Origin of the sequence: Ectobacillus funiculus (assembly GCF_004138295.1) — a bacterium.
Taxonomy (GTDB): domain Bacteria; phylum Bacillota; class Bacilli; order Bacillales; family Bacillaceae_G; genus Ectobacillus; species Ectobacillus funiculus.
Genome location: NZ_SCFM01000016.1, coordinates 23494 through 47480, shown reverse-complemented (window position 1 = coordinate 47480; position 23987 = coordinate 23494). Strand labels below are relative to the sequence as shown.

Below are 23987 nucleotides of genomic sequence, written 5' to 3'. Positions count from 1 at the left end.
TTTATAGACACGCAAGTAGGCTTTATTCATATTTTGATTACTTAGAATTGTTTCTAAAAGTTCCACACTCGTTTCTCCTTTCCTCTCACGTAGTAAGTGATAGCTCCCATTTTGGTTATCCTTTGAGATATGCTCATACTTTACCATTAACACATTCGGAGTACGTCACTTACTCATTTGTGGCGTTGAAACACTATAAATTGTTCGGCTCTTCATGAATGTATTTCATTACTATGGCTTCTGCTAACTTCTTGTGACTACCCTTTTCCGACTGTACTACTATCCGCAAGATCTCCCAGGGTAAGACAACTATCTTTCCTCTTTTACTCACCTGATTTACTCTACAGAGTTACGCACATCTTTTTGGACTTTGACTTGTTGTGGAGTCTCATCCCTTTATAGAGCCTTGGTATCAGATTTCTGTTCGTCGAGCCAAGATTTTATTCCACGCTTCCTCCAGCCCTTACCTCACGATAAGTACCTTGCGCTTCCTTAGTGATTGGTCGATATGTACCCCCACAGTGGACTTTCACCACCTAGATAGTTGCCATGCCTGGCACACATAAAAAAAGAAGCAATTGGACATTGCTTCCTAAAACTAAAAAGTATCTAATGTCTAAACGTGTATTTTTCCTTGTTTTGATACTCGCCCCTAATTCACTTGAAGACATTGAGTGCGATCTTGGCAGCCTTTGCTATAAGTTCATTATTATAGGTAGCATTCTTAGTATCATGGGTGGATAGAATCGCGATGATGATGGGGTCTCTATTCGGCGGCCAAACGATGGCAATGTCGTTTCGCGTTCCGTAGTCTCCTGCTCCGGTTTTATCGCCTACCTCCCAGCCTTTAGGTACGGCCGCACGGATCAGTTCGTCTCCAGTAGTGTTCCCCCGCATCCAATCTGTAAGGATTGTACGCTTATCATTCGGGAGCACGTCATCGACCGTGAAAGCCTTCAGGTTGGTGGCAAGTGCTCTTGCTGTACTTGTATCACGGATGTCTCCTGGGATGGCACTGTTCAAATCAGTCTCGAAGCGATCAGCCTCGGTGACATTATCGCCGATTTGCCTCAGTGCTTTTTCGAATCCATTAGGGCCGCCCAGTTTCTGCATTAAAAGGTTCCCTGCGGTATTATCGCTGTAACGGATAGCAGCATCGCAGATTTCCCTAAGGGTCATCCCGGTATCCACGTGTTTCTCTGTGATTGGCGAATACGTGACTAGGTCATCTTTGGTGTAGGTGATTACCTCGTCCAGTTTGTCAATCGAGTTTTGCTGCAGCACTACCGCTGCAGCCAGAGCCTTAAAGGTGGATGTGTAAGCAAACCGTTCATCAGGTCGATAGGCTACCGTACGATTTGTGCCAGTGTCAATAGCATAGACGCCGAGCCGAGCATCAAACTTTTTCTCAAGTTGCACGAACTTTCGACTAGTCGCATGACTTGTACTTTTTGTTTGCTCTACTTTTTCTTTTGCTTCCGTCTGCTTTGATCCGTCTCCAAAGAAACTTAAGCTTACAAGACTTAAGCTTAATAGTCCAACACGCGTCCATATTTTTAACATCTTTACACCTTTCAAAAGGATCAGTCCTCCCATATCCTCGAGTGTGTGTGATCTTGGTTCAAGACCTAAATTTAATCACAGCCTGATTCTATCAACTTGATTCCATAATAAACACGGAAGAACAGAGCAATGTTCATGATATTTTTATGTAATAATTCAGAATACTCATAGAATTTTCTGCTTTAATAGTGATAGAGGGGGCTAGAGCTACGATATACCGCAAAGCAGCTTAGTTCTTCTACCCTTTATTCACAGGCTAAAGCGCATCTGATGCCTTTTCATTCAAGAGCGAGATGAAACCACAATCAACCTTTGTAACTTTCATTTCTCCTTTCTTACTAAATAGCCCAACAAAAAATACATCATACTAATACATAAAATCATAAATTCATATGTTCTTCCTAATGCTCCTATAGAAATAAAAAAGATAATAAGAAGACAAATTCCAAGTACCAAACAGAATCCAAAGTAAACGATTCTCCATACATTCCGGTTTAATCCAAAAGGACCTGCTCCGGTTATTACGCCGACTATGAGAAGACCAATAAGAATGACTAAAGTAAGCCTATCAGTTGCTGATGTATCGATTTCGGAGTTGAGCGCTTTCCCTAAGGATGTACCAAGTAAATACAGAAAGCCATATCCTAACGTAGCAATGATCGTTAATATCCCTAAGACAATCCCGATCTTTTTTGATAGTACATATTTCCCCATTAGCTCACCCCATATGGTATAAATCCCCACACTTTTATAACATGCCTAGAAAAAGTTTTAAATTGATTTTATACAAGGTAAGGGAGCTAAGCTACTTTGCAATATACCGTAGCTGGGGTCTGTGTAGCAACCGAACCAAATCTTACGTTAAGTATTAGCGGACATAATATTGAATAATACATATATATTTTACAAATAAATAGGTTAAAATGTAATATTTTTCCTATAATCTGAATGATCGGGATATTAAAGTAAGGGACTTATTAAGGTTTTGCACTTCCCTTGCTTTTTGGGTGTTGTGCTGGTCGGGGATGTTTAGGGGCAGAGCCACCACATCAGCGTGTAGACATATGGAGCAAGAGAAGCACAACGGACGGATGAGCACTCCATGCCCATCAAACTAAGAATAAAGGATACCCCCAGAACGAAAATTTTGTGCAAATTTCTCACTTTTATCGTTTTGGGAGTAGTTTGTTTTTTTATGTTGATAGCTATGGGGTAGCGACGTCAAAACACGAAAAACTTACAATAATACATATTTTGGAAGAGAAAATCCGATTATCCTTACGTGAACTGCAATGAGGGTACGGTGCTTTCTACGATATAGAAAATGCCATTATGCTTCTGTGCTGGAATGAAGAAGATTCGCTGGAATCAAAGTATATGCATTACTTTCTGAACAATAACAACCTCTTTATCACACTCTTCATACCAAAACTTATGTCTCCTGTACGACCCCCTGCTAGTGCAACCACCTTGGCACCTGCTGCTATTCCCCTCTTCACTACCGCATCTCTATAGATCAATATCCTTTATAAATAACACTTCGGCGTTCTATATACGTTTTATAAGCTTCATATTTAAAGTCTTTGGTTTTAGTGTAATCATTGGTTCAGGCTTGACTTCATTAATGGTTTGCAATTTATATTTTTGCCCAAGCGTAGCTAAAACAAGAACAGCCTCTAACATTGCAAAATGGTTACCAATACATACCCTACTCCCCCCGCCAAATGGGAAATAGGCAAATTTAGGAACACCCTTTAAGGTACCATTTTCAAACCTTTCAGGATCAAACATGAGCGGCTCTTCAAAATAACGCTTGCTTCTATGTAAAACATACTGAGATGCTAAGAATGTATCTCCTTTTTTGAAGTTGTAGCCGCCTATTTCTACATCCTCGAAAGCTTGTCTAGCAGTTTGGTAAGCTGGCGGAAAAACACGCATGGACTCCTGAATAATTGCTTTTGTATAGGTTAATTTACCAAAATCCTCTAACATAGGCGTACGATTACCCAAAACTGTATCTATCTCTTGATGGAACTTCTCCTCGACATGTGGGTTTTGGGAGAGCAAGTACCATGTCCATGACAACGCGTTAGACGTTGTTTCATGACCTGCTAAAAAAAACGTCATAACGTGTTCATAAATCTCCTCGTCTGTCATTCCAGCCCCGCTTTCCTCATCTTTTGCACGAAACAGAGCAGCAAGTAAATCATCCGTTTCTTGTGTTTCTAATCCCCTTCTCTCCGTAATAATAGGTGCCACAGCGGATTGCAGTTTTTGAATACTGTTGGCTACCTGCTGTTTAAACAACGCCATATCTGTTATTCCTCTATAAGCACTGCTAATTACTTTTGAGAAGGTAGTAAACGCTTCGTCCACTTCTTCAATTTTACCTTGATCTATATTGGTACCAAACATTGTCTCCGTAATAATATTTAATGTAAGTTTCATCATGTCTTTTGAGACATCTGTCTGTTGAAGGTCTCCCTCCTCCCACTGCTTTGTTAAATTTAAAGCATTCAGCACCATTGTATCAGCATAGCCCGATAAACTCCTCATATGAAAAGAAGGTTGAATGATTCTCCGATCACGTTTATGTTTCTCCCCTTCACTTGTTAGTAAACCCTCACCTAATAATGGTTTAAAGAAGTTAAAAGCTGCCCCTTTTACAAATGATTTTTGTTTCGTCTGCAGAACTTCCTCTGTATACTCAGCATTTAAGATAAGATACCGATTCTCTCCATTGGGGAATGGAATATTAATAAAGTCATAATCATCCTCATATTTTTCTACTAAATAATCTAATGTGCCAAGTACATTGGTTTGATAGTCTTGATAATCTCCTGTTAAAGCCGTAACTACTCTAGCTTGAGTTATTTGAGACATATATAATCCTCCTTTGAAAATTTTCACCTCTACCATTGTATACTAAATAAGAAATTGTGATTTTATATTCCTTGTATTTTTTAAGTTTTCTTCTTCAAAATTTGATTGAAGGATTACAGAATCCCTGAAAACCAAGCCCTGTTGTTCTATGGAAAAACTACATCGCTAATCTCTCGCATCTAAAATGTTAAGCATAAGGCACTTTACCAATCCTATACTTAGCCGGCCCATCACTCCGATGTTCCTCGTTCAAAGTAAAAGCAACTCAGAAAATCTGGATTGCTTCCATAAAGTAAAAAGTAATACAAACATGATTTAGTTATCCTTGTTTAAAAATACACCTTCAACAAGTATATCTAAGTAATCTGAAGCAAATAATTATAACTGTTGTAACTCAAAAGGAGGTGGCTATAATGAATGCACAACGAGCGCAAGAAATCTCTGCTTCACCAATCATGGCTAATGTAACCTGTCAGGGGGAACGCATCTACATTGAACATGTGGATGAACAAAACGGAACGGCTACAATTCATTCCCTTGATAACCCAAATAACAAACAAAGTGTTCCTGTATCCAACTTGATGGAACATTAATTTTATTTCTTTGTCTCCTTTAACTATCCTGACCTTATAATACGAACGGGACAGGATAGTTTTAAAAAAAACTTAAGTTTTGGACAAGTTAGGTTTAAGAATGAACTCACTATAAAAAAGTCAGTCCGGATGACGCAAGGTGCTTCCTCACACCTTATATAATATTTAAATAAAATCTTCTTTCACTCAATATTGCTTATTGAGCGAAAACATAAATGTCTTTGCAGTTGGATCATAGTGTACATAGTATCTATATCCATTCCCAAAAGCTTCGTAATCTTGGGTCAATATATTCCCTCCGTAGCCGAGATGCTCCAGAAGTTCAGAAGTCTCTGTACCTCCACTCAATCCAAGCCACCAATTTAAAAAGGTACCAACAGTTTGATAAAATTCATCGATATCTTTTGCTGCTGACGATCCGTTATCCAACCCAATCGTGACTTCCATAATTTCATTTGTTTTAGCATGAAATGCAATTGTAAATGACATACCATTTGAGAAGACTGCTCTGAATCTAGTACCATCTTCAAGATGGTCTATATCCCCCACTTGATGAAGTTCGTACCCAACTTGATTCGCATATGCATTAAAATTAAGTAAAAATTGCTCCATCATTGCATCAGGAAGAGCATTAGGTTCAAGAAATGATAATGGGATTGGTGTTGGCACTACATATTGCTGCGGCTGTGGATCTGGAGCTGGAGTTGGTTTTACATCTGGGTCCGGATTAGGCTTTGGTGAAGATGCTGGTTTCGGTTGTTCAGAATTGGAATTAGTTTTTCCATCAGAGGTATTATTACTGAAACACCCTGTAAGAAGCAAGAATGATAACAGAAAAAATGAAACAAGCATTACAGTTTTCCATTTTTGCATCCAATCATCTCTCCCGATTGTTAAAGTAAAAACACCTGTAACATTACAATATGCTCACATAAATGTTCACTTGCTACCGTATACAACTGTATCTTACAATTTTATTGGCTCTGCAAAATTCTAAGAAGCATGCAAAAATCGAAAAGTTATTTATTTCACGTTTAATCAGAACAAGGGTGTCCCAAAAGTTATGGGCACCCTCGTTAATGTATTTGATTTATCTCATGTTAGCCCCTTTGTTATCTGTTGAATCCCTACATGATTAAAATGCTGTTGAGCTTGCATCTTTCCTTTTGAATACTTCCTTCTTTGTCAGTAAGGTATTTAATTTTTCTGAACTTAGGAGCATCGCTGCAACAAAAACAACAATACAAAATGGGAAGATTCCTATTGTTGAATGGGATGCAATAAAACCAAGAAGAGGTGGCATGAATGTACTACCTGTATAGGCAACAGCCATTTGATAGCCCATAATTGTTTGGGAATGCTTCTTCCCAAAACGTGCTGGTGTTTCATGCAACATACACGGAAATATCGGTGCTAATCCTAAGCCAATCATAATAAAACCTACAAGCGAGAAAGTGGACGGCAATGGTAGGAATAGAAATGTTGCACCAGTCAATGCTATTATTTGCCCCATTCGGATGAGAGTACGGTTACTCATTTTAAAGGTAATAAAGCCTGTAATAAATCTACCAATTGTTATTCCTGCGTAATATAAGGAAACCCATTGTGCAGCAGCCGCTACGGGTAACTCCTTGACATTTACCAGAAAGCTACTTCCCCAAAGACCTACTGTTGACTCAACCCCACAATAAAACAAGAAGGAGATCAGAGCTAGTTTAACTCCTTTAATTTGTAAAGGCTTTACATGTTTAGCATCTTCATGATGAAATACACCTTTTGAATCCTCTGGCTCTTCATGTAAGTTGATATCGCTGCTTTTTTTCACTCTATTCCATAAGGGCAAGGTGAAGAGAAGGATGACAGTTAACGTGAACTGAATTCCAGAGATTGCAAGATACCCATTTCTCCAGGAATGTTGTTCTGAAATAAACTGAGCCATAATGATAGGACCAAAAGTAGCTCCGACTCCCCAAAAACAATGTAACCAACTCATATGGTGTGCCTTATAATGGGTAGCAACATAATTGTTTAATCCTGTATCAACAGATCCCGCACCTAATCCAAGTGGGATGGCACATACAATTAACCAAACGACGGATGGAGCAAAATGAAATCCTAGCAAAGCACCAGCAGTCATTAAACAACTGACAAATGTGACATTGCCAGTGCCAAACCGTTTAAGTATCTTTCCGCTAGCTAAACTGGAAATAATTGTACCGCCGGCAATCGTCATAAAAAGCAATCCAGCAGTCTCAAGTGGGGCCCCATAGTCCGATTGCATCACAGGCCATGTTACCCCCAATAATGAATCAGGCAAACCTAAGCTGATAAAAGCCAAATAAATAATGACCAAAAGGAATGTTGTCATATGTAAATCTCTCCTTTAACTATTTAATGGTCAATGGTACTTTCCGATTTGTTTTACCTGCTTATTCCATTCATCATGAGATCAAGTCCAAGACTTTGTAATCCATATAAATAGTCTTGTTTCCAATCACTCATTGTAAGCACTGGAAGATGTTCTGACGGGACATAGTTTGAGCTGCCTAGGGCAATTTTGTCTAATATTGCTTTTTCAACTTCATCATTACAAAAAATAATAGTATGAGGGTTAATGATAGCTACAAGCGAGGCGACTAACCTGCTAATTGCATCAATCTCATAATCCTCATGAATCGTTATTTTTTTAGGGCCATTTCCGGTTTCCAAAGCTTGCCGAAAATTGCGGTCATTATACTGAGGGACGAATGAAATCTCTCCTGAGAAAAAAGTACTTCCTCGCACCACATCTCCATTTATCATAATCCCTGCTCCTGGGCCATTTTGACCAGAATACAAATAGATAAGGGATTGCTTATCCTTAAGTCCCTTATTATTGTGATATCCGAGAACAGCAGCATTCATATCATTCTCTACCACGACAGGTATCGAAAAATGTTCCTCATAGTATCCTTTTAAATCAAAATTTTGAAACTGCTCGTATCCTGGTATATAGAAAATCCGGCCATTATCGACTGCACCAGGAACGCCAATTGCCATAGAATTGATCTTCGGATATGTAGTCATTATGTTTTCAATGTACGTAGTTAATACATGTAAACCATCATCTATCAATACACTCGGCGCTTTTCCCTGTTCTTTTACTTCTCCCAGACAGTTGAAAATTGTAAAATTCGTCTCGGTTCTCTCTAAAAATATTGCCAGACCTAGCATATGCTCAGGATTGTATGTATATCTTTTGGCCCTTCTCCCGCCGCTAGAATCATCTAAACCGACTGAAAGAATTTCCCCATCCTTCTCCATCTGCGTTAGGAACTTACTTATTGTCGGGAAACTAATTCCTAATGTATGGCTGAGTTCAACTTTTGTTGCGCTTCCAAGTTTTAAAAGAGTTGTACGAATACCACGAAGAATCACCTTCTTCATGGATTTAGGAGTAGCTAATAATTCATCCACTAGATTCACCACCTAAAAAATAAACTTATTAAATACCTTTAATAAGTAACGGTGTTAATATACCACATACAATTTTTGAAAACAATAGCTTTTCAAACCACTCCTCAGTTACTTAAACTGTTAAACCTTCTCTATAACTCAATCTTAAGATACCTACTTCATAAGACACATGTTGTTACATCTGTGTAACAAATGACTTTTCGTGTTATTAAAAACTAGATGCTCCTGACTTATTTACCGTCCTAATCAACGCAGATACAATTCATTCATAAGTATTTTTACTTTCGCTATTAAAGAAGAAAAAGTAAAAAAGGACATTCACTAAAATTTTTTCAAAAAATAGAAGTATGAGGAGAAAGCTTATGATTAAATTAGTGTTAACTGATATGGACGGAACCTTCTTGAATAATAGCGGCGACTTTAACCGGGAACTGTACAAGGATGTAAAAAAGATAATGAAAGAAAAAGGAGTTGTTTTTGCTCCTGTTACTGGCAAGCAATGTGAACGCGTAGAAGAGTTATTTGGTGATGATGGAGATGGTCTATGGATTTTAGGGGATAGCGCAACTCGAATCAAGCATAACGGGGAATTTGTTTATGAATCTCTGCTCAGTAATACATTAGGACTGGAAATTATCCGTTTACTTGAGGAAATAAGCTTAGAACATACGATTATTGCGTGTACAAGAAACGGTGCAGTAATAAAAGAAAACATCCCTCAAGGAGAAGCAGCCATTGTCAGAAGGTCTTATGCGCAAGTAAGGCAAGTTTCTGATTTTAATGAAATAACAGATGATTTTGTTAAGATTACCATTCATGATCCATCGTTTAATTGTTTTGAGACTAGGGAAAAACTATCTCCGTTTTTTGAGTCAGCTTATATTGTTGCTTCTGAAGCTGCTTGGATCGATATAGCAAATGCAAATGTTCATAAAGGTACTACCGTTGAACATTTGCAGCGTTTATTGAATGTTACTCCTGAAGAAACAATGGCATTCGGAGATGGTTACAATGATTTAGAACTCATGACTCGCGCAACATATAGCTTTGCTGTCCGAAATGCAGTTCAAGAATTAAAGGATGCTGCAAATTTTATTACCCGTTCAAACGAAGAAGATGCTGTAATGAAAACAATCATTCAAATGTTATCGTTATAATAAAAGGTAATTAAAAAAGAAGTGACATCACTTCTTTTTTAATTTTGAAATTATTTTTTCTATTGTTGAAAGATCAATTTTAGAAATCTTTAGCTTGCTTGTAACTTTTTTGTTTTTGGCTTCTTTGCTAATAACTTTTTAAACTGAATGGAAAATAAGATTACAGTACATGTGACAGCAAGAAAATCTGCGATTGGCTCTGTGAGAAATACTGCAAAATCCTTTTTAGAAAAATAATTTGGCAGGATGTAAATTAAAGGAATCAACAGAATAATTTTCCGTAAAAGAGCCAGGAAAAGAGAATTTTTGGCCTGTCCAAGGGCAATGAAAGTTTGTTGACAGCTACTAAGCTGTGCACTCATAACAAAAGCTGTGACCATGTAAATTCGCATTGCCCAAACAGTAGTTCCCACCAACATAGGATCATTACTAAATAAAGAAATAATTGTTTTTGGAAAAAGTATCATTAAAAACCATGACGTAATTGAAAAGCAAAGGGAAAAAATAATAAGCATTTTAAACGTTTTTTACACGTTCAAGGTAGTAAAAAAAAGAGATAAGGTTGGTAACTTATCTCTTTTTTTGAAATAGTGTAATTTACAGTTCTTCTCCATTCGTCGCAATGACATTTTTGTACCAGAAAAAGGACTGTTTCTTTTTGCGTTCCAATGTGCCGCTGCCATCATCATGCTTATCAACATAGATAAAGCCGTAACGCTTACTCATCTCACCAGTTGACGCACTAACTAAATCAATACATCCCCATGAAGTATAACCCATCAGTTCCACTCCATCATCAATCGCTTCACCCATTGCTTTGATATGTTCGCGAAGATAGTCAATTCGGTAATCGTCATTGATTGAACCGTCCTCCTCTATCTTATCGTAGGCTCCAAGACCATTTTCCACGACAAATAACGGCTTTTGGTAGCGATCATACAATTGGTTTAAAGAGATTTGAAGACCAATCGGATCAATTTCCCATCCCCATTCACTTGCTTTTAAGAATGAATTTTTAATTCCGCCTAAGATATTCCCTTGACCCACCTCTTCAGGTGTTTTATTCTTCTTCTCTGTACGAGACATATAATAACTAAAAGCGATATAATCAACTGTATTTTCTTTCATGAGTTCAAGATCGCCTTCTTGAATTTCAAGCTTGATTCCATGCTCTCTCCAGTATCTCTTCATGAAGGCTGGATACTCCCCGCGCACTTGTACATCGCCGCAGAAATAGTTAAATAGCTGTTCTTCCTTTAAAGCATAAAGTACGTTTTCTGGATTGCAGTCAACAGAATAAGTTGGAAGGTACACAATCATACATCCGATTTGAGCGCCGGGAATCATCTCATGGCAAAGCTGAACTGCTCTCGCACTTGCGACGAATTGATGATGATATGCTTGGAAAGTTGGCTGATAATGGTCTTCTTCGTTTTGAATCGCAAACCCCAGTCCTAAGATTGGCATATGGAGACTGCTGTTGATTTCATTAAATGTCATCCAGTATTTTACTTTATTTTTATACCGGTCGAAGAGTGCTGTTACATATCTTTCAAAGAATGTAACCAATTCACGGCTTCTCCAGCCCCCATATTCCTTTACAAGGTGAATGGGTAGTTCATAGTGAGAAATCGTGACAACCGGTTCAATGCCGTATTTAAGCAGTTCATCGAATACGCGGTCATAGAACGCTAACCCTTCTTCATTTGGAACGAGCTCATCGCCTTTAGGGAAAATGCGTGACCATGAAATTGACAGACGAAATGCTTTAAAGCCCATTTCAGCAAAAAGTGCAATATCTTCCTTGTAACGGTGATAAAAATCAATTGCTTCGTGATTTGGATACGTATATTTTTCTAGATTCAACTCAAAATCAAAACCAGGATCTTTCAATACTTGTAGTCTTACTTTCCCACCTGGTAAAACATCAGGTGTATTTAATCCTTTACCACCTTCAAGATATGCACCTTCTAGCTGGTTAGCAGCCGTAGCCCCTCCCCATAAAAAACCTTCCGGAAATTGTTTGTTCAATTCAGCCATTTTCTTGTTCCTCCTTATAATCAATCAAATAAAAGATATTATCCATGTAAAAAAGTAATGATTTCAGCCCACACGGCTATGCCATATCAAAATAAGTGGAAGGAAGGGGGACTCTTAATAAGCCCCTCTCAATCCATGATGAATTTAAATGACAAGTGTCAGCAAACCTTCTTTTGCTTCAATCCTTTGTTGATTTGTTTCTACTATCTCGTGATACTGGCTCGTATTTGTAATAATCACTGGTGTTGTGATCTGATAGCCAGCTTCTTTAATCTTCTCAATGTCAAACTCAACTAATAAATCGCCTTTCTTCACACGATCTCCTTGTTGAACCTTTGGTGAGAAATATTTTCCTTCTAGTTGAACTGTATCTATCCCGACATGAATTAAAACCTCTGCACCTTCTTCAGATGTAATCCCGATTGCATGTCCTGTCGGGAATAGGATAGACACAACGCCATCTGCCGGTGCAAACACTTTACCTACTGTCGGTTCAATTGCAATCCCTTTTCCCATCGCTTCTGATGCAAATACTTGATCATCTACTTCGTTTAATGCTTTGATTGCTCCAGTCAATGGGCTCACAATCGCTTCTTTTTTCACAAGCGGCTGTCCTGCTTCTACTTTGTTATCAGATACTACTTCCTTTTGTTTTTTGTCTTCAAATCCAAGTAATACTGCCATTAATGCTGCACCTGCAAAAGCAATTCCAATCGCGATGATGTGTATTCCCATCGGTGCGAAGGCTGGGATAGACAAGGCGCTTGGGAATGCATACACCACTGCTTTTGTTCCAAACATACCGTTAATTGCGCCACCAACAGCAGCAGCGATGATAACATACGGAATGGTTCTTTTATAACGCATCATTAAACCATAAAGAATTGGTTCTGTTACACCGGATAATAAAGCTGGAACTAAAGTTGATGCTCCAAGTGTTTTTACGTTTTTATCCTTTGCTCGTAAGAAAACACCAAGTGCTAAGCCTGCTTGTGCAAGTGGAGCAGCTGCAAGCATTGCAAAGAGCGGGCTGCCTCCATGTGCAAGCTGATCTAAAAGAATCGGTACAAGTCCCCAATGAAGACCAAACAATGTCAAGAATGTCCATCCTGCACCCACAACAGCCCCTGTCAAAATACCACTCTTTGTGCTCAAGAAGTCAATCGCTGCGCCGATCGCATTCCCGACATTGACTCCAAATGGTCCAAAAGCGATAACAGTAAGCGGTACGATAATTGCTATTGATAGCATTGGGACCAAGAACATTTGTAAATCTTTATGAATGATTTTCTTAAGGAACTTTTCTAAAACAGCATAGATAGATACAGCTATAAAGACTGGAAACACAGAAGATGAATAATCCATCAATATAACGGGAATGCCGATAAAATCTGTACTTTTAGCTGCAGCTAGCAAACCGGTGAAATTCGGTTCGAGCAGCGCTGCCCCAATTGTACCGCCAACATACGGGTTTGCACCGAGCTTCGTTGCAAGTGTAATCCCTAAAAAGATCGGTAAGAAGTAGAAGACAGCGTTTCCAGCAGCGGATAGAATAAAATACGTTCCGCTTTTGGCTGATAATAGTCCTGCCATTGTTAAAATCGTTAACAACGCTTTCAGCATACCTGCTCCAGCAAGTGCACCTAATAGTGGTGAAAAGCTGCGTGAAATGACTTCGAAAATGCGGGCCCCAATGTTTCCCTTTGGTTCATCTGATGAAGCAGCTGTCGCACCTACGTTTGCGATTTTTGTAATTTCCTTGTATACATCGGCAACGTGACTTCCAACAACAACTTGAAATTGTCCGCCGCTCTCAACAACACTGAGAACCCCATTTAAATTTTCAAGCGTTGCCTTATCTGCCTTTGCGCGATCCTTTAGTTTAAAACGCAGGCGAGTGGCGCAATGCACAAGACTGGATACATTTTGCTCGCCGCCAACAAGTCTAACAATATCTTTTGCTAAACCATTGTAGCTCATGTTCTACACTCCTTTTGTGATTAGAATTTCCTTTTAAAATGACTGCTATTAAAGAAAGAAAAAATGCGGGTATTTCTGTTACAAAAAAGAAAAACCTGAATTGATTCCATTGCTACGGATAATAAAATCCCCCGAGCAAGGAACATCAATTCAGGTTTTGCCTGCCTAACCAGTAACAATCCTGTGTAACAAGTTGTTTATTCATTTGTCGCACCACTGTAAAACACCACATCCTTCTTTCAAAGGGTATAAAAAAACCTAAATCACCACAGTATATGGACATGTATATACACCTAGAGTTAGGAATACATACCCCTATTCTGTGAGCGATTTAGGTTTTGCCTGCTTAACCAGTAACAATCCTAAAATAACTCGAATATTCAAGTTAAATATTGTGTTTAGTTGATGAATACAATCTAACATGATTAAAATACGTTGTCAACGTTTTCTTTTTAATTAATTCATTAAGAGTATGTGAGCCAGTTTTGTTTTTCTATGAATCCACCTTAGAATGATTCCGGAATTTTAACAGTGACTGTCCAACTGTTTTAAAGAAATGATGACTAAAGTGAGCAGTGGATGAATAATGAAGTTCCTGAGTAATTTTCTTGATACTCTAACTATTTTTGGAACCAGAACCACTTAATCTCTAACACTTATTATGAGATTGACCGCATAATCCGTGCGAGCTCTTCTTCTAAAGCAGCGGGCTCATTTGCATAATTATAAATCCCTAAAAGTTTCTCTATCGCCAAAGGATAGGAACTGATTAGCTGGTTTTTTATTTATATAAATTTCAACTTGAAACCCTCAAGCCTTATAGAAATTCCGAATCCAGCGATGGGATTTAAGCTGTTCCAATTGTTCTTTCGATAGTCCCTTTCCATCCCCTACTTGGCAATTCGATTCGGCATGACGAACCGAACGCATACCCGTGGAGTAAAGCTTACATTCGTTTTGTTGTTTTTATTGATCTCTTCTTGTTTTTAGTGACATTTTGCAAATGTCTAACAAAAGTATACATTCATTTCACTGATTTTATTAGGTTTCGAGAAGGAGATAATATTCTAAAGAAAAAAACAGAAAGCAGCCTTTTTAGGCTGCTTCAAGCGGACGTTTTAATTTACATGTAAGGTGAAACTTTTCCACTTGTTCATAAGTTTAGGAACTAATATAATATAATTTGTTTCCATAAAATTTAAAAAATTCATATTTGATAAAGGCAAACTTATCGAAAGATAGGGACGCAAAGCTCCAGATCTAAGGCGGTAACAATATCGCTATGATGGCTGAGTTGCCGCTGATCTGGGGGATTAAAGAGATGCAAGGGAAAATTGAAAAAATAGTTAAAGGCCAAAAACAAAAATCGAATTCTATTGATTTAGGATAGAAGGATTTTCAATATAATATGTCTCGTCTTGCAAATCTAATTGAAAAGAAAAGACAACAATTGTTTTATTTATCCAAATTATATGGGTTAGCCCATCCTCAGACTATTCAATGCAGTCAAAAATTAGATATATTGATCAATATATCTATGAAAAACAAGGTGCAAAAATGAAATTACGTACAACTATGTAAAAGGATACCTCTTCAGTACAGATGTATCCTTTTTGTATGTCCTATGCATGTTGAGTTAACATAAAATCCGAAAGCGAAAGTTAATTAGCACTCGTTCGTTTAATAAGAATCCTATTCTTCTGTAATTTTATTTTCTCTCCAAATCAATCCTTCTTGCCACATTTGATACACGTAAAGAGTGACAGCAATTATTGTCATGATAATAATCCCTTCGAGAGGAGATAAGTTTCCTTCACTAGTTGTAATTTTGAGTTTTTTCCATAAAGCTCTGAAACCAAATGAGTAGATGCAATCTATAATTAAATTAACAACGAAATAAATCCAAAATCTACGAAATGTAAAATAAAATATCCATATAGTCCCTACCAAAAAAACTCCATAAACTGTATGTATTTGCGCTACTTTATCCCACGAAAAAAGAGTTTCCTTGTACTTCCACCAATCATATGTCCAAGCAACTTGGTATAGTATTGTATTTATCACTGTCGCTAACAAAGCAACAGGCATATATCTGCGAATAGCCGAGTTCTTTAAAAAGATTAAGGAAATCCAAGGTAATAAAAAGAAAGCCCATAAGACAAGTTTTATCATATATGAATTATCCTTTAGGTTTAATTTGTTATAGTTTTCCAAAAACCCCTTAATCCATCCAATTCATTATGGATAGTTTTTTCCTTTGTTGAATAATTATAGGAAAGAAGTACATAATAAGGTCGCATCCAAAACTTGGAGTTAATGGTGCATTCTGGTGACTTGACATTCGCCTACTGTGAAGTACGCAAAAACCAACTTTCTAAGGAAAGCTATACATTCAGCAGTGTATAGCTTTTCCCCTTTTTGAATAAAATTCTAGGAGAAAAGTGCATAATAAGAGTGCACTCAACCTCATAGGCCTAGTACACCTTGTTGCGTTAGTATTAAGCGTTAATTTTAAGTAATCTGTGAAGCACACAAAACAATCGGCTTTAGCCGAGAAGCTACCCAATTGAGCAGTTGGGTAGCTTTTCCTTTTTAGAATTTTTGTAAGATGCTGATTTGTTTTGAACGCAATTAGGTTGAAAAGTAGAATGGAAATAATAAGTCCTATCATGATAAAACGATTATGTAGTGAGCTGATTTCGATCCTCAATTTGTGGAGGTTCTTCCAACCAGCCGTTTTTAATCATAAGTTTTCCACCATCCTGAGCAAAAGAGAAAATATCTTTTGTCAGCAAGCTCATTTTTGTTGGTATGTCGCTTCTTAAACTAAAAGCCCCGCCCAGTGCACTACTTCCGAATCCAAGTGAAGTGAGCAAGCTGGTGTTGTACATCATCAATTTCTCAGAAAACGGCGCCATTTTGGACGTGGTTGCTTTTCCAGCAGGAGTGGCAGGGGGCTCAATAAAACTCTGACGTAAAAATTCACCTAGAGAAGTTTCTATCTTTTCTGAAAGTTTCATTCCTTTGACAAAATAGTCCTGTACCTCTTTATCAGTGGCCACTTGAGCAAATCCAATCATTAATTGCATTCCTACAAGATTTGTTTCAATCGCGTGATGGATAAGGGAAACTTCAACTGTATTAAGAGATCTTAGTTCACCAAATAACTTTAACCCGTCCGTGTAATTTGTACTCTGTACAAATCCAACTTTTGTTGGCATTGACACAAAGGGTGGGCGTACCAAAACGCCTTTTTCTAAAAGCAATTGGGTGCATTGGCTATTCATCGCTTGAGATTCTGCAGTCAAACTGATAAAAAAATCTTCAATATCCTTCCGGTAAGACATGTCTAGAGAACGTGCATACAGGCTCATTTCTACTTTAGTCATCATGTGCAAATACATGATATCGTACATGTAGTCATATAACTTTGGGACTCCCTTATATACATCTTTTTCTGTAAAGCCGATAGGAATTACTGCTCCCTCTTGATGAAAAATGTTTGTAATCGTCTCTACATTTTTGGCGGCAGTGTTAGAATGGGACTGTAACAGTTGCTTTGCTTCATCATCGGCATGTTCTATAAAATGCTCTAATATCCTGATAATCATGGTCTTTTCTTGATAAGTCATCCACAAATTAGCTAATTCTGATGATGTGATAGGTGTTCGCTGTGAAATCATCATGCAATCCTCCTAGTTTTATTTTTTAATGTAACCCTGAGAGGTTTATTTTATGAATAAGAAAGTTTCTGCAATATCTTTATAGGTATTTGATTTAAAACTATCCTGTAACGTTTGACGAATAAGGAGCAATGTATATCGGTATACACGTGAATTTGACATAACCCTACACTATTGGAAGTAACTGTATCTAAAAACCTATAAAAAATACCCTCCAGTTAAGCAATCTGAAGGGAGCGTATTAACATAATATTCGAAAACAGAAGTTAATAAATATGGATTGCTTAACATAAACACTTTTTAATTGAAACAAATCAATGATGAGGCTCTCTTTCTCTTCATTCAGTCATTTTAAAATGTGCAGGAAATTAAAGAAGTAGTCACTTTATTAAGTAACTACTTCTTTAATGCATATGTACCTTTTAGTAAAGAATATATCTTACGTCAAGATATTCTTTAGGAGGTACTAAAATATGAACTGTGATAGCGTTGATATGAACTGGATATCTGAATCATAGCATGTCCAAATACACTTTAGTTTATTTCATAAGATATGTTTACAAACTTCTCTTTCTTAATGCTTCCCTGTCTACATTTTGTGGTGGTTGTTCCAGCCACTTGTTTTCAATCATCAACTTAACACCATCATTTGCATATTGCAGTATTTCAGTCAGCAGTCTTGTATAATGTCCCCCTAAATCTTTTCTAAGGCTTCCCCCAATCGCCGCCCCATAACCTGCTACACTAATGGCAGTTAGACTATTCATATGAAACATCATTAATTTATCTGAAAATGGAGCTTCAATGGAACGGGAAATTGTTGAATCCCATGAGCTTGGGAAAGCTACCCCATCTTCTACTAATATTTCTCTAAATACAGTTTCATGCTTTGCTGCTATTTCCGCACCTCTTTCCATATACTTTCTAACTTCAGGTGATTGAGCAGTTTGGGAAAAACCAGAAATAAATGTTCTACCAATTGAGTTTGTTTCCGTATTTTTAGAGATATGGGCTAATTCCACGACAGTTAAAGGGCGATGTTTGCCTATTAATCCTGATAGGAATGATTCATTTTGAAGGTATTCGGCTTTTTCCATTGGAGGTATAGTTGGTGAACGAATAAAAGCACCCTTTTTCAGGAGTAAGTCGCACGCATTGTTGTAAAGTTTCATAAACATTTCGGAAGTTGTAGAAAAAAATTCTCTTACATCTTTTCGTGCCAATACTTCGAGTAAAGCTGCCGCCGCTGCTGTTCCAGCAGCAGCCATGTATTTAATATATCGCAAGGTAAAAAGGTCTGAGTAGACTCGATCCGCTTTTAAGTTTACATCTTCTTGTGTAAATCCAATAGGTATTGCATGCTTTTCCTTTTCGAAGATTCGTTTGACCTCATTTACAACATAACTACAATTTGTTAAAGCAGTTTGAATAATGTCTGTACTATCAGCATCTTCATTTACATTGGCAAAATGCTGAACGATACAATAAACCATTGAGTTCTGCATATAAGCACCCCACAAGGCTGCAACTTCTGAAGAAACAAGTTTTGGGTTATGTTCCATTTCTAATGGGAACTCCTTTTTTATTTTTATTATGACCAAAAAGGATTGATAAAATTTAAAAGTCATAATTTGACGTTTGTGAATGTGTAGTTTTTGATACCCTTGAAAGGATATTATTAACTACTCTTTGGATTACAGGATGGGGGCATCAGTATGAATAGCACCATTGAAAAAACGACTCTAAAATCTTTATTCCTTTTTGGGGTATTCGCTTTTTTTAACTTGGTAAGAAAACCTTTGATGAAAGACTGGCTCATTATATTTTTTCTTAAAAGTTACATTTCATCAATTCTAAACGTTATAGCTGTGAAAAAGGGTTACTTAAAGTATCCTGTTCCTTTGTTTAAAACATTTGATGTTAGTGTCTTGTTCAGCTACATCCTCTTCCCGATTTCATGTGTGTACTACAATCAACTAACCAAGAATTCGAATATTTTCGGCATGATAGTGAAAGCCATGTGTTTCAGCATTCCTATGACAATTGTTGAAAACTGGCTTGAACAGAACACACGACTAATTGAGTACAAAAAGTCATGGGATTGGAAATATACGTTTTCTTCTATAACCACAACATTTTTGATTGTACGTTTCATCATGGGTATAATCCGAAAAGGCACCCACACAGGATATAGCGCTATCAACAAAGAACAATAAAAACACTCTCCAGCTAAGCAATCTGGAGAGTATTTGTGTTCACATAATTAACGAAAGCGGAAGTTATTTGATGATTCGTTTTTTGGTTTTCCTCTTCAACTCAAGCCCCCGTTAGCTTAAGTGAATTGATTCACAAACTTAACTTTTAGCACTGGTATGTTGTACGTTTCTTGAATATAGAAAAAAGCGATTGCTTATATTCGCAATCGCACACAATTACTATTCAACCATTGATAATAGTATTTTTCCCATTTCTTCTTTTGATAAAATGTCGCAATCAATGTAATTTCATATCCTTCTTCTGGAACAGTTACTCTCATTCCTTGAACATTGCTTTCATCATAATATGCAAACTCAAATTTATTGTATCAGTCATCCGTATTTTTCAAAGTGTTGCATTTTAATATCCTGTGTAACACCTGCATTTATATAACCTTTAAAGTTACCTCAATGTTTCCTCTAGTAGCGTTGGAATATGGACACACCTGATGAGCCTCTTCTACAAGCTCCTCGGCAGTTTCTTTATCTACGCCTTCAACTTCCACCTGAAGGACTACCGCTAATTTGAATCCTTTGTTATCTCCACTTTTTAGAATCGAAACATCTGCCGTTACTGCAGTTGCTGTTACTTCTTTTACCCTTTTTGTACGAATGACCAGGTTTAAAGCAGAGTCAAAACAGGCTGAATATCCAGCTGCAAATAACTGTTCTGGATTTGTCCCATATCCGCCTGGACCACCAAGTTCTTTAGGTGTTTTTAAATCTAAATCTAATACCTTGTCAGAAGAAACCACTCGTCCGTGTCTTCCGCCCACCGCTGTAGCACTTGCTGTATATAATACTGTCATTTTATATTCCTCGTTTCTTTTTGTAAGTTTCCTAAAATTTGTTTCAATTGTGCCATCAAATCCACATACTCCTCGTGTGTAATACCGAAATGGGGTGAACACATTTGCGGGATACATACTGCTTCATTCTTTAGTTCATTGGCTTTCTCTGTTATCTCAATCCATACCTTCCGTTCATCGTCCATTGCCCTTACACGCTTGACTAAATCCATCGTTTCCATTCGTTTTAGCATCGGAGTCAATGTACCACTATCAAGATAAAGCAAATCTCCAATCTCCTTTACTGTAAGACGATTATGCTCCCAAAGGACAAGTAAGGTTAAGTACTGGGGAAATGTGATCCCAAATTGATCAAGTACAGGACGATATAATCGGGTGATTTCACGGGAACAAGCATATAAAGCGAAACAGAGTTGATTCTCAAGCTTCAAGTTATCGGTAAGATTCAAATTCCCACCCTTTCAAGTAATTAAGTTTTATAAAATTAAATTGTGTACAATTAAATATTAAAAAATTTAATTTAAAATGTCAACAATCCTTTTTATAACTTTCCATACACTGATTCAAAGTAGTTGTTTTCTTAGAGGAAATTATGAGATTGTCGAAAATGGTTTTACAACATTTCCTATTGGGAAATCTCTTTTGTAATGAGGGATGCAATAACCCTGAATACATGTTCTTTTCTTCTTGAACTATTCTGCCAGATAGTTCAATATCCGATGTTTTTATTTCTAAAATCAAGGCAATAATTCCTCTAATATCACCAATCTAAGGAGGGATATATTTGCTTTTATCAAAAGCCTGGGAACTTTACGAATCGGATAAAAGGATTGAAGGGTTCTCTCCACAGACGCTGAAAGCATATAGACTTCAATCAAAATTATTAATTCAGCACTTTAACGATGTGAGTATTGTATCAGTGACAACAGATCAGTTGAAAGAATACTTAGCAAAGTCCAGTGAACACCTAAAACCATCAAGTTTAGCTCATCGAATTCGATTTATTAAATCGGTATTTCGCTGGTCACACGAAGAAGGACATATTTTTAAAAATCCAGCAGCGAAAATCAAAGAACCTAAACAAGGGAAACGAATCCCCAAATTCTTAACAGAGGGCGAAATCGAACATTTAAGGGAAGCTTGTTTTACTCCAATGGAAAAGGCATTATTTGAGTTTATGTTCTCAACAGGTTGTAGAATAGGTGAAATTGTGACCTTAGAAAAGAATAGCATTAATTGGTCAAATTGCTCTGCAATTGTCCTTGGAAAGGGTGATAAAGAAAGAGAAGTCTATTTTAATATACGTTGTGAAATTTGGTTGAAACGATACTTAGAGCTTCGTCAAGATAAAGACCCAGCTATTTTTGTTACTGAACGGCACCCACATAAAATGAGCATTGCACAGATGAGGTACATTATTAAACGAACTTCAAGTCGTGCAGGGATCAACAAAGAAATCCATCCACACCAATTACGCCATAGCTATGCTACACACCTATTAAATAATGGAGCTCCTATTGATGTAATACAAAGTTTACTAGGGCACGAAAAGAGCGAGACCACTAGGATTTATGCTCAATTAAGTGGAAGTATTAGAAGAGAATTTCATAGAAAATATTTTTAGATAAGGAAGAGAAAAAAGCAACGGATCTTCCGCTGCTTTTTAAATTCTTGCACCCCGTTACTTTAAGTACATTTCTTCACAAACTTTTATCGTAAAAGAAAAAGTTGCCTTTGGAACGATTTCTCGTCCCCACAACGTTTACTTTATCCACCATTTAATTTTTCATTTCTGTGGGGGAAACGATAGATGTGACCGTTTTGGTTTAATCTGCTTGCTCCCCAAACTTCTTTCCGAACGCTTCCATCAAATCGATAATAGGAATGAATTCTTCCCCTTTTGAGGTTAATGAATATTCAACACGAGGAGGTACCTCTGGATAAACCATGCGGTTAATTAAGCCATCTGTTTCTAGTTCTCGAAGTTGCTTTGTAAGAGAACCTTGTGAAATATCACCTAAAAAAGCTTTGATTTCACTATAACGACGCTCTGTGGGCTTTAAAAACCAAAGAATAAGATATTTCCAACGGCCTGAAAGTATGTTTTGGGTATAGGCGATACCATATACTTCTCTTTGTTCCTTTATACACTTTTTGTCAAATCCATCCTTACATAATCTAGACACCATTTCACCTGCTTTCTACTGTTAAGTACAAAAAAATGTACTATGTCAATTTTTATTGCCTTCTTCAAAAAGATGAGAAATGATTATATTCTAGTATATGTAACCAAAATACTCAATACGTTTATAAAGACATATGATGCTTTGTTTACGGTTTGATAAGAGGTGAATGATTCAGCTGAAAATATGATTGTGTAACGTTAGCGGAATTATTCTTTGATATACAAATTCTTTAGGAGGAACAATCATGCGATTTGGAATTATAGGTGCAGGACCAATTGGGTCCATTATTTCTAAAAAATTAGTTAAGAACGGGCATAATGTCAAGATTGCAGATGCACGAGGAATTGAACGTTTAGAAGGAAAAGAGCTTGCTGGAACACCTGTGCGTGTAGAGGATGCAATTACAAATATTGAAGTTCTTATACTATCTCTCCCTATAAAAGCACTGCCAAGCATTCGGAACATTATCGATCAAGTCGGAGAGGAAGTAATCATTGTAGATACTTCAAATTATTATCCTTTTAGAGACGGCAAAATTGAAGAAATCGAGAACGGGATGGTTGAAAGTGTTTGGGTTTCAAATCAATTAGGCAGACCTATCATTAAAGCTTTCAACAACTTATTAGCCCATACTTTAGAAAATGAAGGAACATCCGAAGATTCTAGTGGACGAATTGCGATGGCAGTTGCTGGTAATGACCCATCACAAAAACAAGTAGTCATGAACGTAGTAAACGAGCTAGGATTCGACGCAGTAGATAGTGGTTCTATAAGTGACTCTTGGAGACAACAGCCAGGAACTCCTGCTTACTGTACGGAGCTAACAAAAGATGAACTAACGAAAGCGTTGAAAAAGGCAAGTAAAGAAAAAGCACCATTACTACGGGATAAAGTGATGGAAATGTTTGCAGAGCTCCTTGCAGAAAAAAAAGAAGTTGAATTTTCACATAAGGATATTGTGAATTTAAACAGAGAAATATACAATTCATAAAACAAAAGGTGCACTCGTTAGAGCGCACCTTTTTGCATATCCATATATCCCCATAAATTTGTAAAGATATGTCTTACCTTTTTCCGCCAGACAATCCTAAATAATATTAGTAATTCTGAGAGCTTACAAAGGTCCTTCCAGGACGATCTCATTTTTTCAAAAAACAGAGTCTAAGTATGTTTGTGTTTAAAATCCCTCTACCACTAACCTGCCAGTGGAACAAGAAAAAGAGCTGCCGTAGCACCCCTTTGTTTAACTCTCGCACCCCGTTAGTGTAAGTGAAATGATTCACAATTCCACCTTATGATCATGAATTTATTACAGGAATGCTGCCACGATAGTTCCAGTAGAAACCTGCGAAAAAAGAACATTAATCCTTCTTAGATCAATT

21 protein-coding genes, 1 pseudogene and 1 riboswitch are annotated in these 23987 nt (G+C 37.2%); of the genes and pseudogenes, 6 read left to right on the top strand and 16 right to left on the bottom strand.

Going from position 1 to position 23987, the window contains the following annotated elements; genetic code table 11:
• Nucleotides 1–657: 657 nt before the first annotated feature.
• The 3 genes from bla to EP737_RS12475 all read right to left on the bottom strand — a co-directional run bounded on the left by bla (nucleotide 658) and on the right by EP737_RS12475 (nucleotide 4446).
• On the bottom strand, nucleotides 658–1563 hold the full coding sequence (bla, locus tag EP737_RS12485; RefSeq protein ID WP_425455902.1) for a class A beta-lactamase: 906 nt from the start codon (nucleotides 1561–1563) through the stop codon (nucleotides 658–660).
• Nucleotides 1564–1884: 321 nt separating this feature from the next.
• A complete protein-coding gene (locus EP737_RS12480) occupies nucleotides 1885–2277 on the bottom strand; it encodes a hypothetical protein (protein WP_129728307.1) in 393 nt (130 codons plus the stop codon).
• An 834-nt stretch (nucleotides 2278–3111) separates the two neighbouring features.
• Nucleotides 3112–4446: a cytochrome P450 gene (locus EP737_RS12475; protein ID WP_165350776.1), complete on the bottom strand. Its 1335-nt coding sequence runs from the start codon at nucleotides 4444–4446 to the stop codon at nucleotides 3112–3114.
• A gap of 413 nt (nucleotides 4447–4859) precedes the next feature.
• On the opposite strand from EP737_RS12475, the gene EP737_RS12470 reads away from it, so the two are divergent.
• On the top strand, nucleotides 4860–5039 hold the full coding sequence (locus EP737_RS12470; protein WP_129728305.1) for a small acid-soluble spore protein H: 180 nt from the start codon (nucleotides 4860–4862) through the stop codon (nucleotides 5037–5039).
• A 186-nt stretch (nucleotides 5040–5225) separates the two neighbouring features.
• On the opposite strand, the gene EP737_RS12465 is transcribed toward EP737_RS12470, so the two are convergent.
• The 3 genes from EP737_RS12465 to EP737_RS12455 form a co-directional block, all read right to left on the bottom strand.
• The gene (locus EP737_RS12465; RefSeq protein ID WP_129728304.1) at nucleotides 5226–5912 is read right to left on the bottom strand and encodes a hypothetical protein; all 687 of its coding nucleotides are present in this window, start codon (nucleotides 5910–5912) and stop codon (nucleotides 5226–5228) included.
• A gap of 262 nt (nucleotides 5913–6174) precedes the next feature.
• Entirely contained in the window at nucleotides 6175–7407 is a 1233-nt protein-coding gene (locus EP737_RS12460) for an MFS transporter (RefSeq protein ID WP_129728303.1), read from the bottom strand.
• A gap of 53 nt (nucleotides 7408–7460) precedes the next feature.
• A complete protein-coding gene (locus EP737_RS12455) occupies nucleotides 7461–8495 on the bottom strand; it encodes an ROK family transcriptional regulator (RefSeq protein WP_425455899.1) in 1035 nt (344 codons plus the stop codon).
• A gap of 362 nt (nucleotides 8496–8857) precedes the next feature.
• Between EP737_RS12455 and EP737_RS12450 the strand changes: the two genes are divergently transcribed.
• Nucleotides 8858–9652: an HAD family hydrolase gene (locus tag EP737_RS12450; RefSeq protein WP_129728302.1), complete on the top strand. Its 795-nt coding sequence runs from the start codon at nucleotides 8858–8860 to the stop codon at nucleotides 9650–9652.
• Between the two features lie 89 nt (nucleotides 9653–9741).
• Here the strand turns inward: EP737_RS12450 and EP737_RS12445 are convergent, their stop codons facing one another.
• The 4 genes and pseudogenes from EP737_RS12445 to EP737_RS12430 all read right to left on the bottom strand — a co-directional run.
• Nucleotides 9742–10119 (bottom strand): MATE family efflux transporter, encoded by a 378-nt coding sequence (locus EP737_RS12445; protein ID WP_205650931.1) that lies wholly within the window; start codon nucleotides 10117–10119, stop codon nucleotides 9742–9744.
• 130 nt (nucleotides 10120–10249) lie between these two features.
• A complete protein-coding gene (locus tag EP737_RS12440; RefSeq protein WP_129728300.1) occupies nucleotides 10250–11692 on the bottom strand; it encodes a glycoside hydrolase family 1 protein in 1443 nt (480 codons plus the stop codon).
• 144 nt (nucleotides 11693–11836) lie between these two features.
• On the bottom strand, nucleotides 11837–13672 hold the full coding sequence (locus EP737_RS12435; RefSeq protein WP_129728299.1) for a beta-glucoside-specific PTS transporter subunit IIABC: 1836 nt from the start codon (nucleotides 13670–13672) through the stop codon (nucleotides 11837–11839).
• 659 nt (nucleotides 13673–14331) lie between these two features.
• Nucleotides 14332–14451, bottom strand: a pseudogene (locus EP737_RS12430) (NAD(P)/FAD-dependent oxidoreductase); the annotation flags it as partial.
• Between the two features lie 432 nt (nucleotides 14452–14883).
• Nucleotides 14884–14974, top strand: a riboswitch (cyclic di-GMP riboswitch).
• Between the two features lie 106 nt (nucleotides 14975–15080).
• On the opposite strand from EP737_RS12430, the gene EP737_RS26555 reads away from it, so the two are divergent.
• Complete coding sequence (locus EP737_RS26555) at nucleotides 15081–15233, top strand: aspartyl-phosphate phosphatase Spo0E family protein (protein ID WP_129728298.1); 153 nt, start codon at nucleotides 15081–15083, stop codon at nucleotides 15231–15233.
• Between the two features lie 131 nt (nucleotides 15234–15364).
• Here the strand turns inward: EP737_RS26555 and EP737_RS12420 are convergent, their stop codons facing one another.
• The 3 genes from EP737_RS12420 to EP737_RS12410 form a co-directional block, all read right to left on the bottom strand.
• The gene (locus EP737_RS12420; protein ID WP_129728297.1) at nucleotides 15365–15844 is read right to left on the bottom strand and encodes a hypothetical protein; all 480 of its coding nucleotides are present in this window, start codon (nucleotides 15842–15844) and stop codon (nucleotides 15365–15367) included.
• A gap of 509 nt (nucleotides 15845–16353) precedes the next feature.
• On the bottom strand, nucleotides 16354–17358 hold the full coding sequence (locus EP737_RS12415) for a DUF3231 family protein (RefSeq protein WP_129728296.1): 1005 nt from the start codon (nucleotides 17356–17358) through the stop codon (nucleotides 16354–16356).
• Between the two features lie 554 nt (nucleotides 17359–17912).
• On the bottom strand, nucleotides 17913–18917 hold the full coding sequence (locus EP737_RS12410; protein ID WP_129728295.1) for a DUF3231 family protein: 1005 nt from the start codon (nucleotides 18915–18917) through the stop codon (nucleotides 17913–17915).
• Between the two features lie 153 nt (nucleotides 18918–19070).
• Between EP737_RS12410 and EP737_RS12405 the strand changes: the two genes are divergently transcribed.
• On the top strand, nucleotides 19071–19571 hold the full coding sequence (locus EP737_RS12405) for a CBO0543 family protein (protein ID WP_129728294.1): 501 nt from the start codon (nucleotides 19071–19073) through the stop codon (nucleotides 19569–19571).
• A 425-nt stretch (nucleotides 19572–19996) separates the two neighbouring features.
• On the opposite strand, the gene EP737_RS12400 is transcribed toward EP737_RS12405, so the two are convergent.
• On the bottom strand, nucleotides 19997–20419 hold the full coding sequence (locus EP737_RS12400; protein ID WP_129728293.1) for an organic hydroperoxide resistance protein: 423 nt from the start codon (nucleotides 20417–20419) through the stop codon (nucleotides 19997–19999).
• Entirely contained in the window at nucleotides 20416–20868 is a 453-nt protein-coding gene (locus EP737_RS12395) for a MarR family winged helix-turn-helix transcriptional regulator (protein ID WP_129728292.1), read from the bottom strand. Before EP737_RS12395 ends, EP737_RS12400 begins: the two co-directional genes overlap by 4 nt.
• A 335-nt stretch (nucleotides 20869–21203) precedes the next feature.
• Between EP737_RS12395 and EP737_RS12390 the strand changes: the two genes are divergently transcribed.
• A complete protein-coding gene (locus tag EP737_RS12390; RefSeq protein ID WP_129728291.1) occupies nucleotides 21204–22043 on the top strand; it encodes a tyrosine-type recombinase/integrase in 840 nt (279 codons plus the stop codon).
• 202 nt (nucleotides 22044–22245) lie between these two features.
• Here the strand turns inward: EP737_RS12390 and EP737_RS12385 are convergent, their stop codons facing one another.
• Nucleotides 22246–22605 (bottom strand): winged helix-turn-helix transcriptional regulator, encoded by a 360-nt coding sequence (locus EP737_RS12385; RefSeq protein WP_176541386.1) that lies wholly within the window; start codon nucleotides 22603–22605, stop codon nucleotides 22246–22248.
• Nucleotides 22606–22849: 244 nt separating this feature from the next.
• On the opposite strand from EP737_RS12385, the gene EP737_RS12380 reads away from it, so the two are divergent.
• Nucleotides 22850–23596: an NADPH-dependent F420 reductase gene (locus tag EP737_RS12380; protein ID WP_129728290.1), complete on the top strand. Its 747-nt coding sequence runs from the start codon at nucleotides 22850–22852 to the stop codon at nucleotides 23594–23596.
• Nucleotides 23597–23987: the final 391 nt, after the last annotated feature.

Bases quoted from the DNA above. Each gene is read 5' to 3' on its own strand.
- EP737_RS12380 (WP_129728290.1), top strand. From the start codon at position 22,850: ATGCGATTTGGAATTATAGGTGCAGGACCAATTGGGTCCATTATTTCT.
- EP737_RS12410 (WP_129728295.1), bottom strand. From the start codon at position 18,917: ATGGAACATAACCCAAAACTTGTTTCTTCAGAAGTTGCAGCCTTGTGG.
- EP737_RS12435 (WP_129728299.1), bottom strand. From the start codon at position 13,672: ATGAGCTACAATGGTTTAGCAAAAGATATTGTTAGACTTGTTGGCGGC.
- EP737_RS12470 (WP_129728305.1), top strand. From the start codon at position 4,860: ATGAATGCACAACGAGCGCAAGAAATCTCTGCTTCACCAATCATGGCT.
- EP737_RS12475 (WP_165350776.1), bottom strand. From the start codon at position 4,446: ATGTCTCAAATAACTCAAGCTAGAGTAGTTACGGCTTTAACAGGAGAT.
- EP737_RS12445 (WP_205650931.1), bottom strand. From the start codon at position 10,119: ATGATACTTTTTCCAAAAACAATTATTTCTTTATTTAGTAATGATCCT.
- EP737_RS12480 (WP_129728307.1), bottom strand. From the start codon at position 2,277: ATGGGGAAATATGTACTATCAAAAAAGATCGGGATTGTCTTAGGGATA.
- EP737_RS12420 (WP_129728297.1), bottom strand. From the start codon at position 15,844: ATGATAAAACTTGTCTTATGGGCTTTCTTTTTATTACCTTGGATTTCC.
- EP737_RS26555 (WP_129728298.1), top strand. From the start codon at position 15,081: ATGTCTCGTCTTGCAAATCTAATTGAAAAGAAAAGACAACAATTGTTT.
- EP737_RS12460 (WP_129728303.1), bottom strand. From the start codon at position 7,407: ATGACAACATTCCTTTTGGTCATTATTTATTTGGCTTTTATCAGCTTA.
- EP737_RS12400 (WP_129728293.1), bottom strand. From the start codon at position 20,419: ATGACAGTATTATATACAGCAAGTGCTACAGCGGTGGGCGGAAGACAC.
- EP737_RS12405 (WP_129728294.1), top strand. From the start codon at position 19,071: ATGAATAGCACCATTGAAAAAACGACTCTAAAATCTTTATTCCTTTTT.
- EP737_RS12440 (WP_129728300.1), bottom strand. From the start codon at position 11,692: ATGGCTGAATTGAACAAACAATTTCCGGAAGGTTTTTTATGGGGAGGG.
- bla (WP_425455902.1), bottom strand. From the start codon at position 1,563: ATGTTAAAAATATGGACGCGTGTTGGACTATTAAGCTTAAGTCTTGTA.
- EP737_RS12465 (WP_129728304.1), bottom strand. From the start codon at position 5,912: ATGCAAAAATGGAAAACTGTAATGCTTGTTTCATTTTTTCTGTTATCA.
- EP737_RS12415 (WP_129728296.1), bottom strand. From the start codon at position 17,358: ATGATGATTTCACAGCGAACACCTATCACATCATCAGAATTAGCTAAT.
- EP737_RS12450 (WP_129728302.1), top strand. From the start codon at position 8,858: ATGATTAAATTAGTGTTAACTGATATGGACGGAACCTTCTTGAATAAT.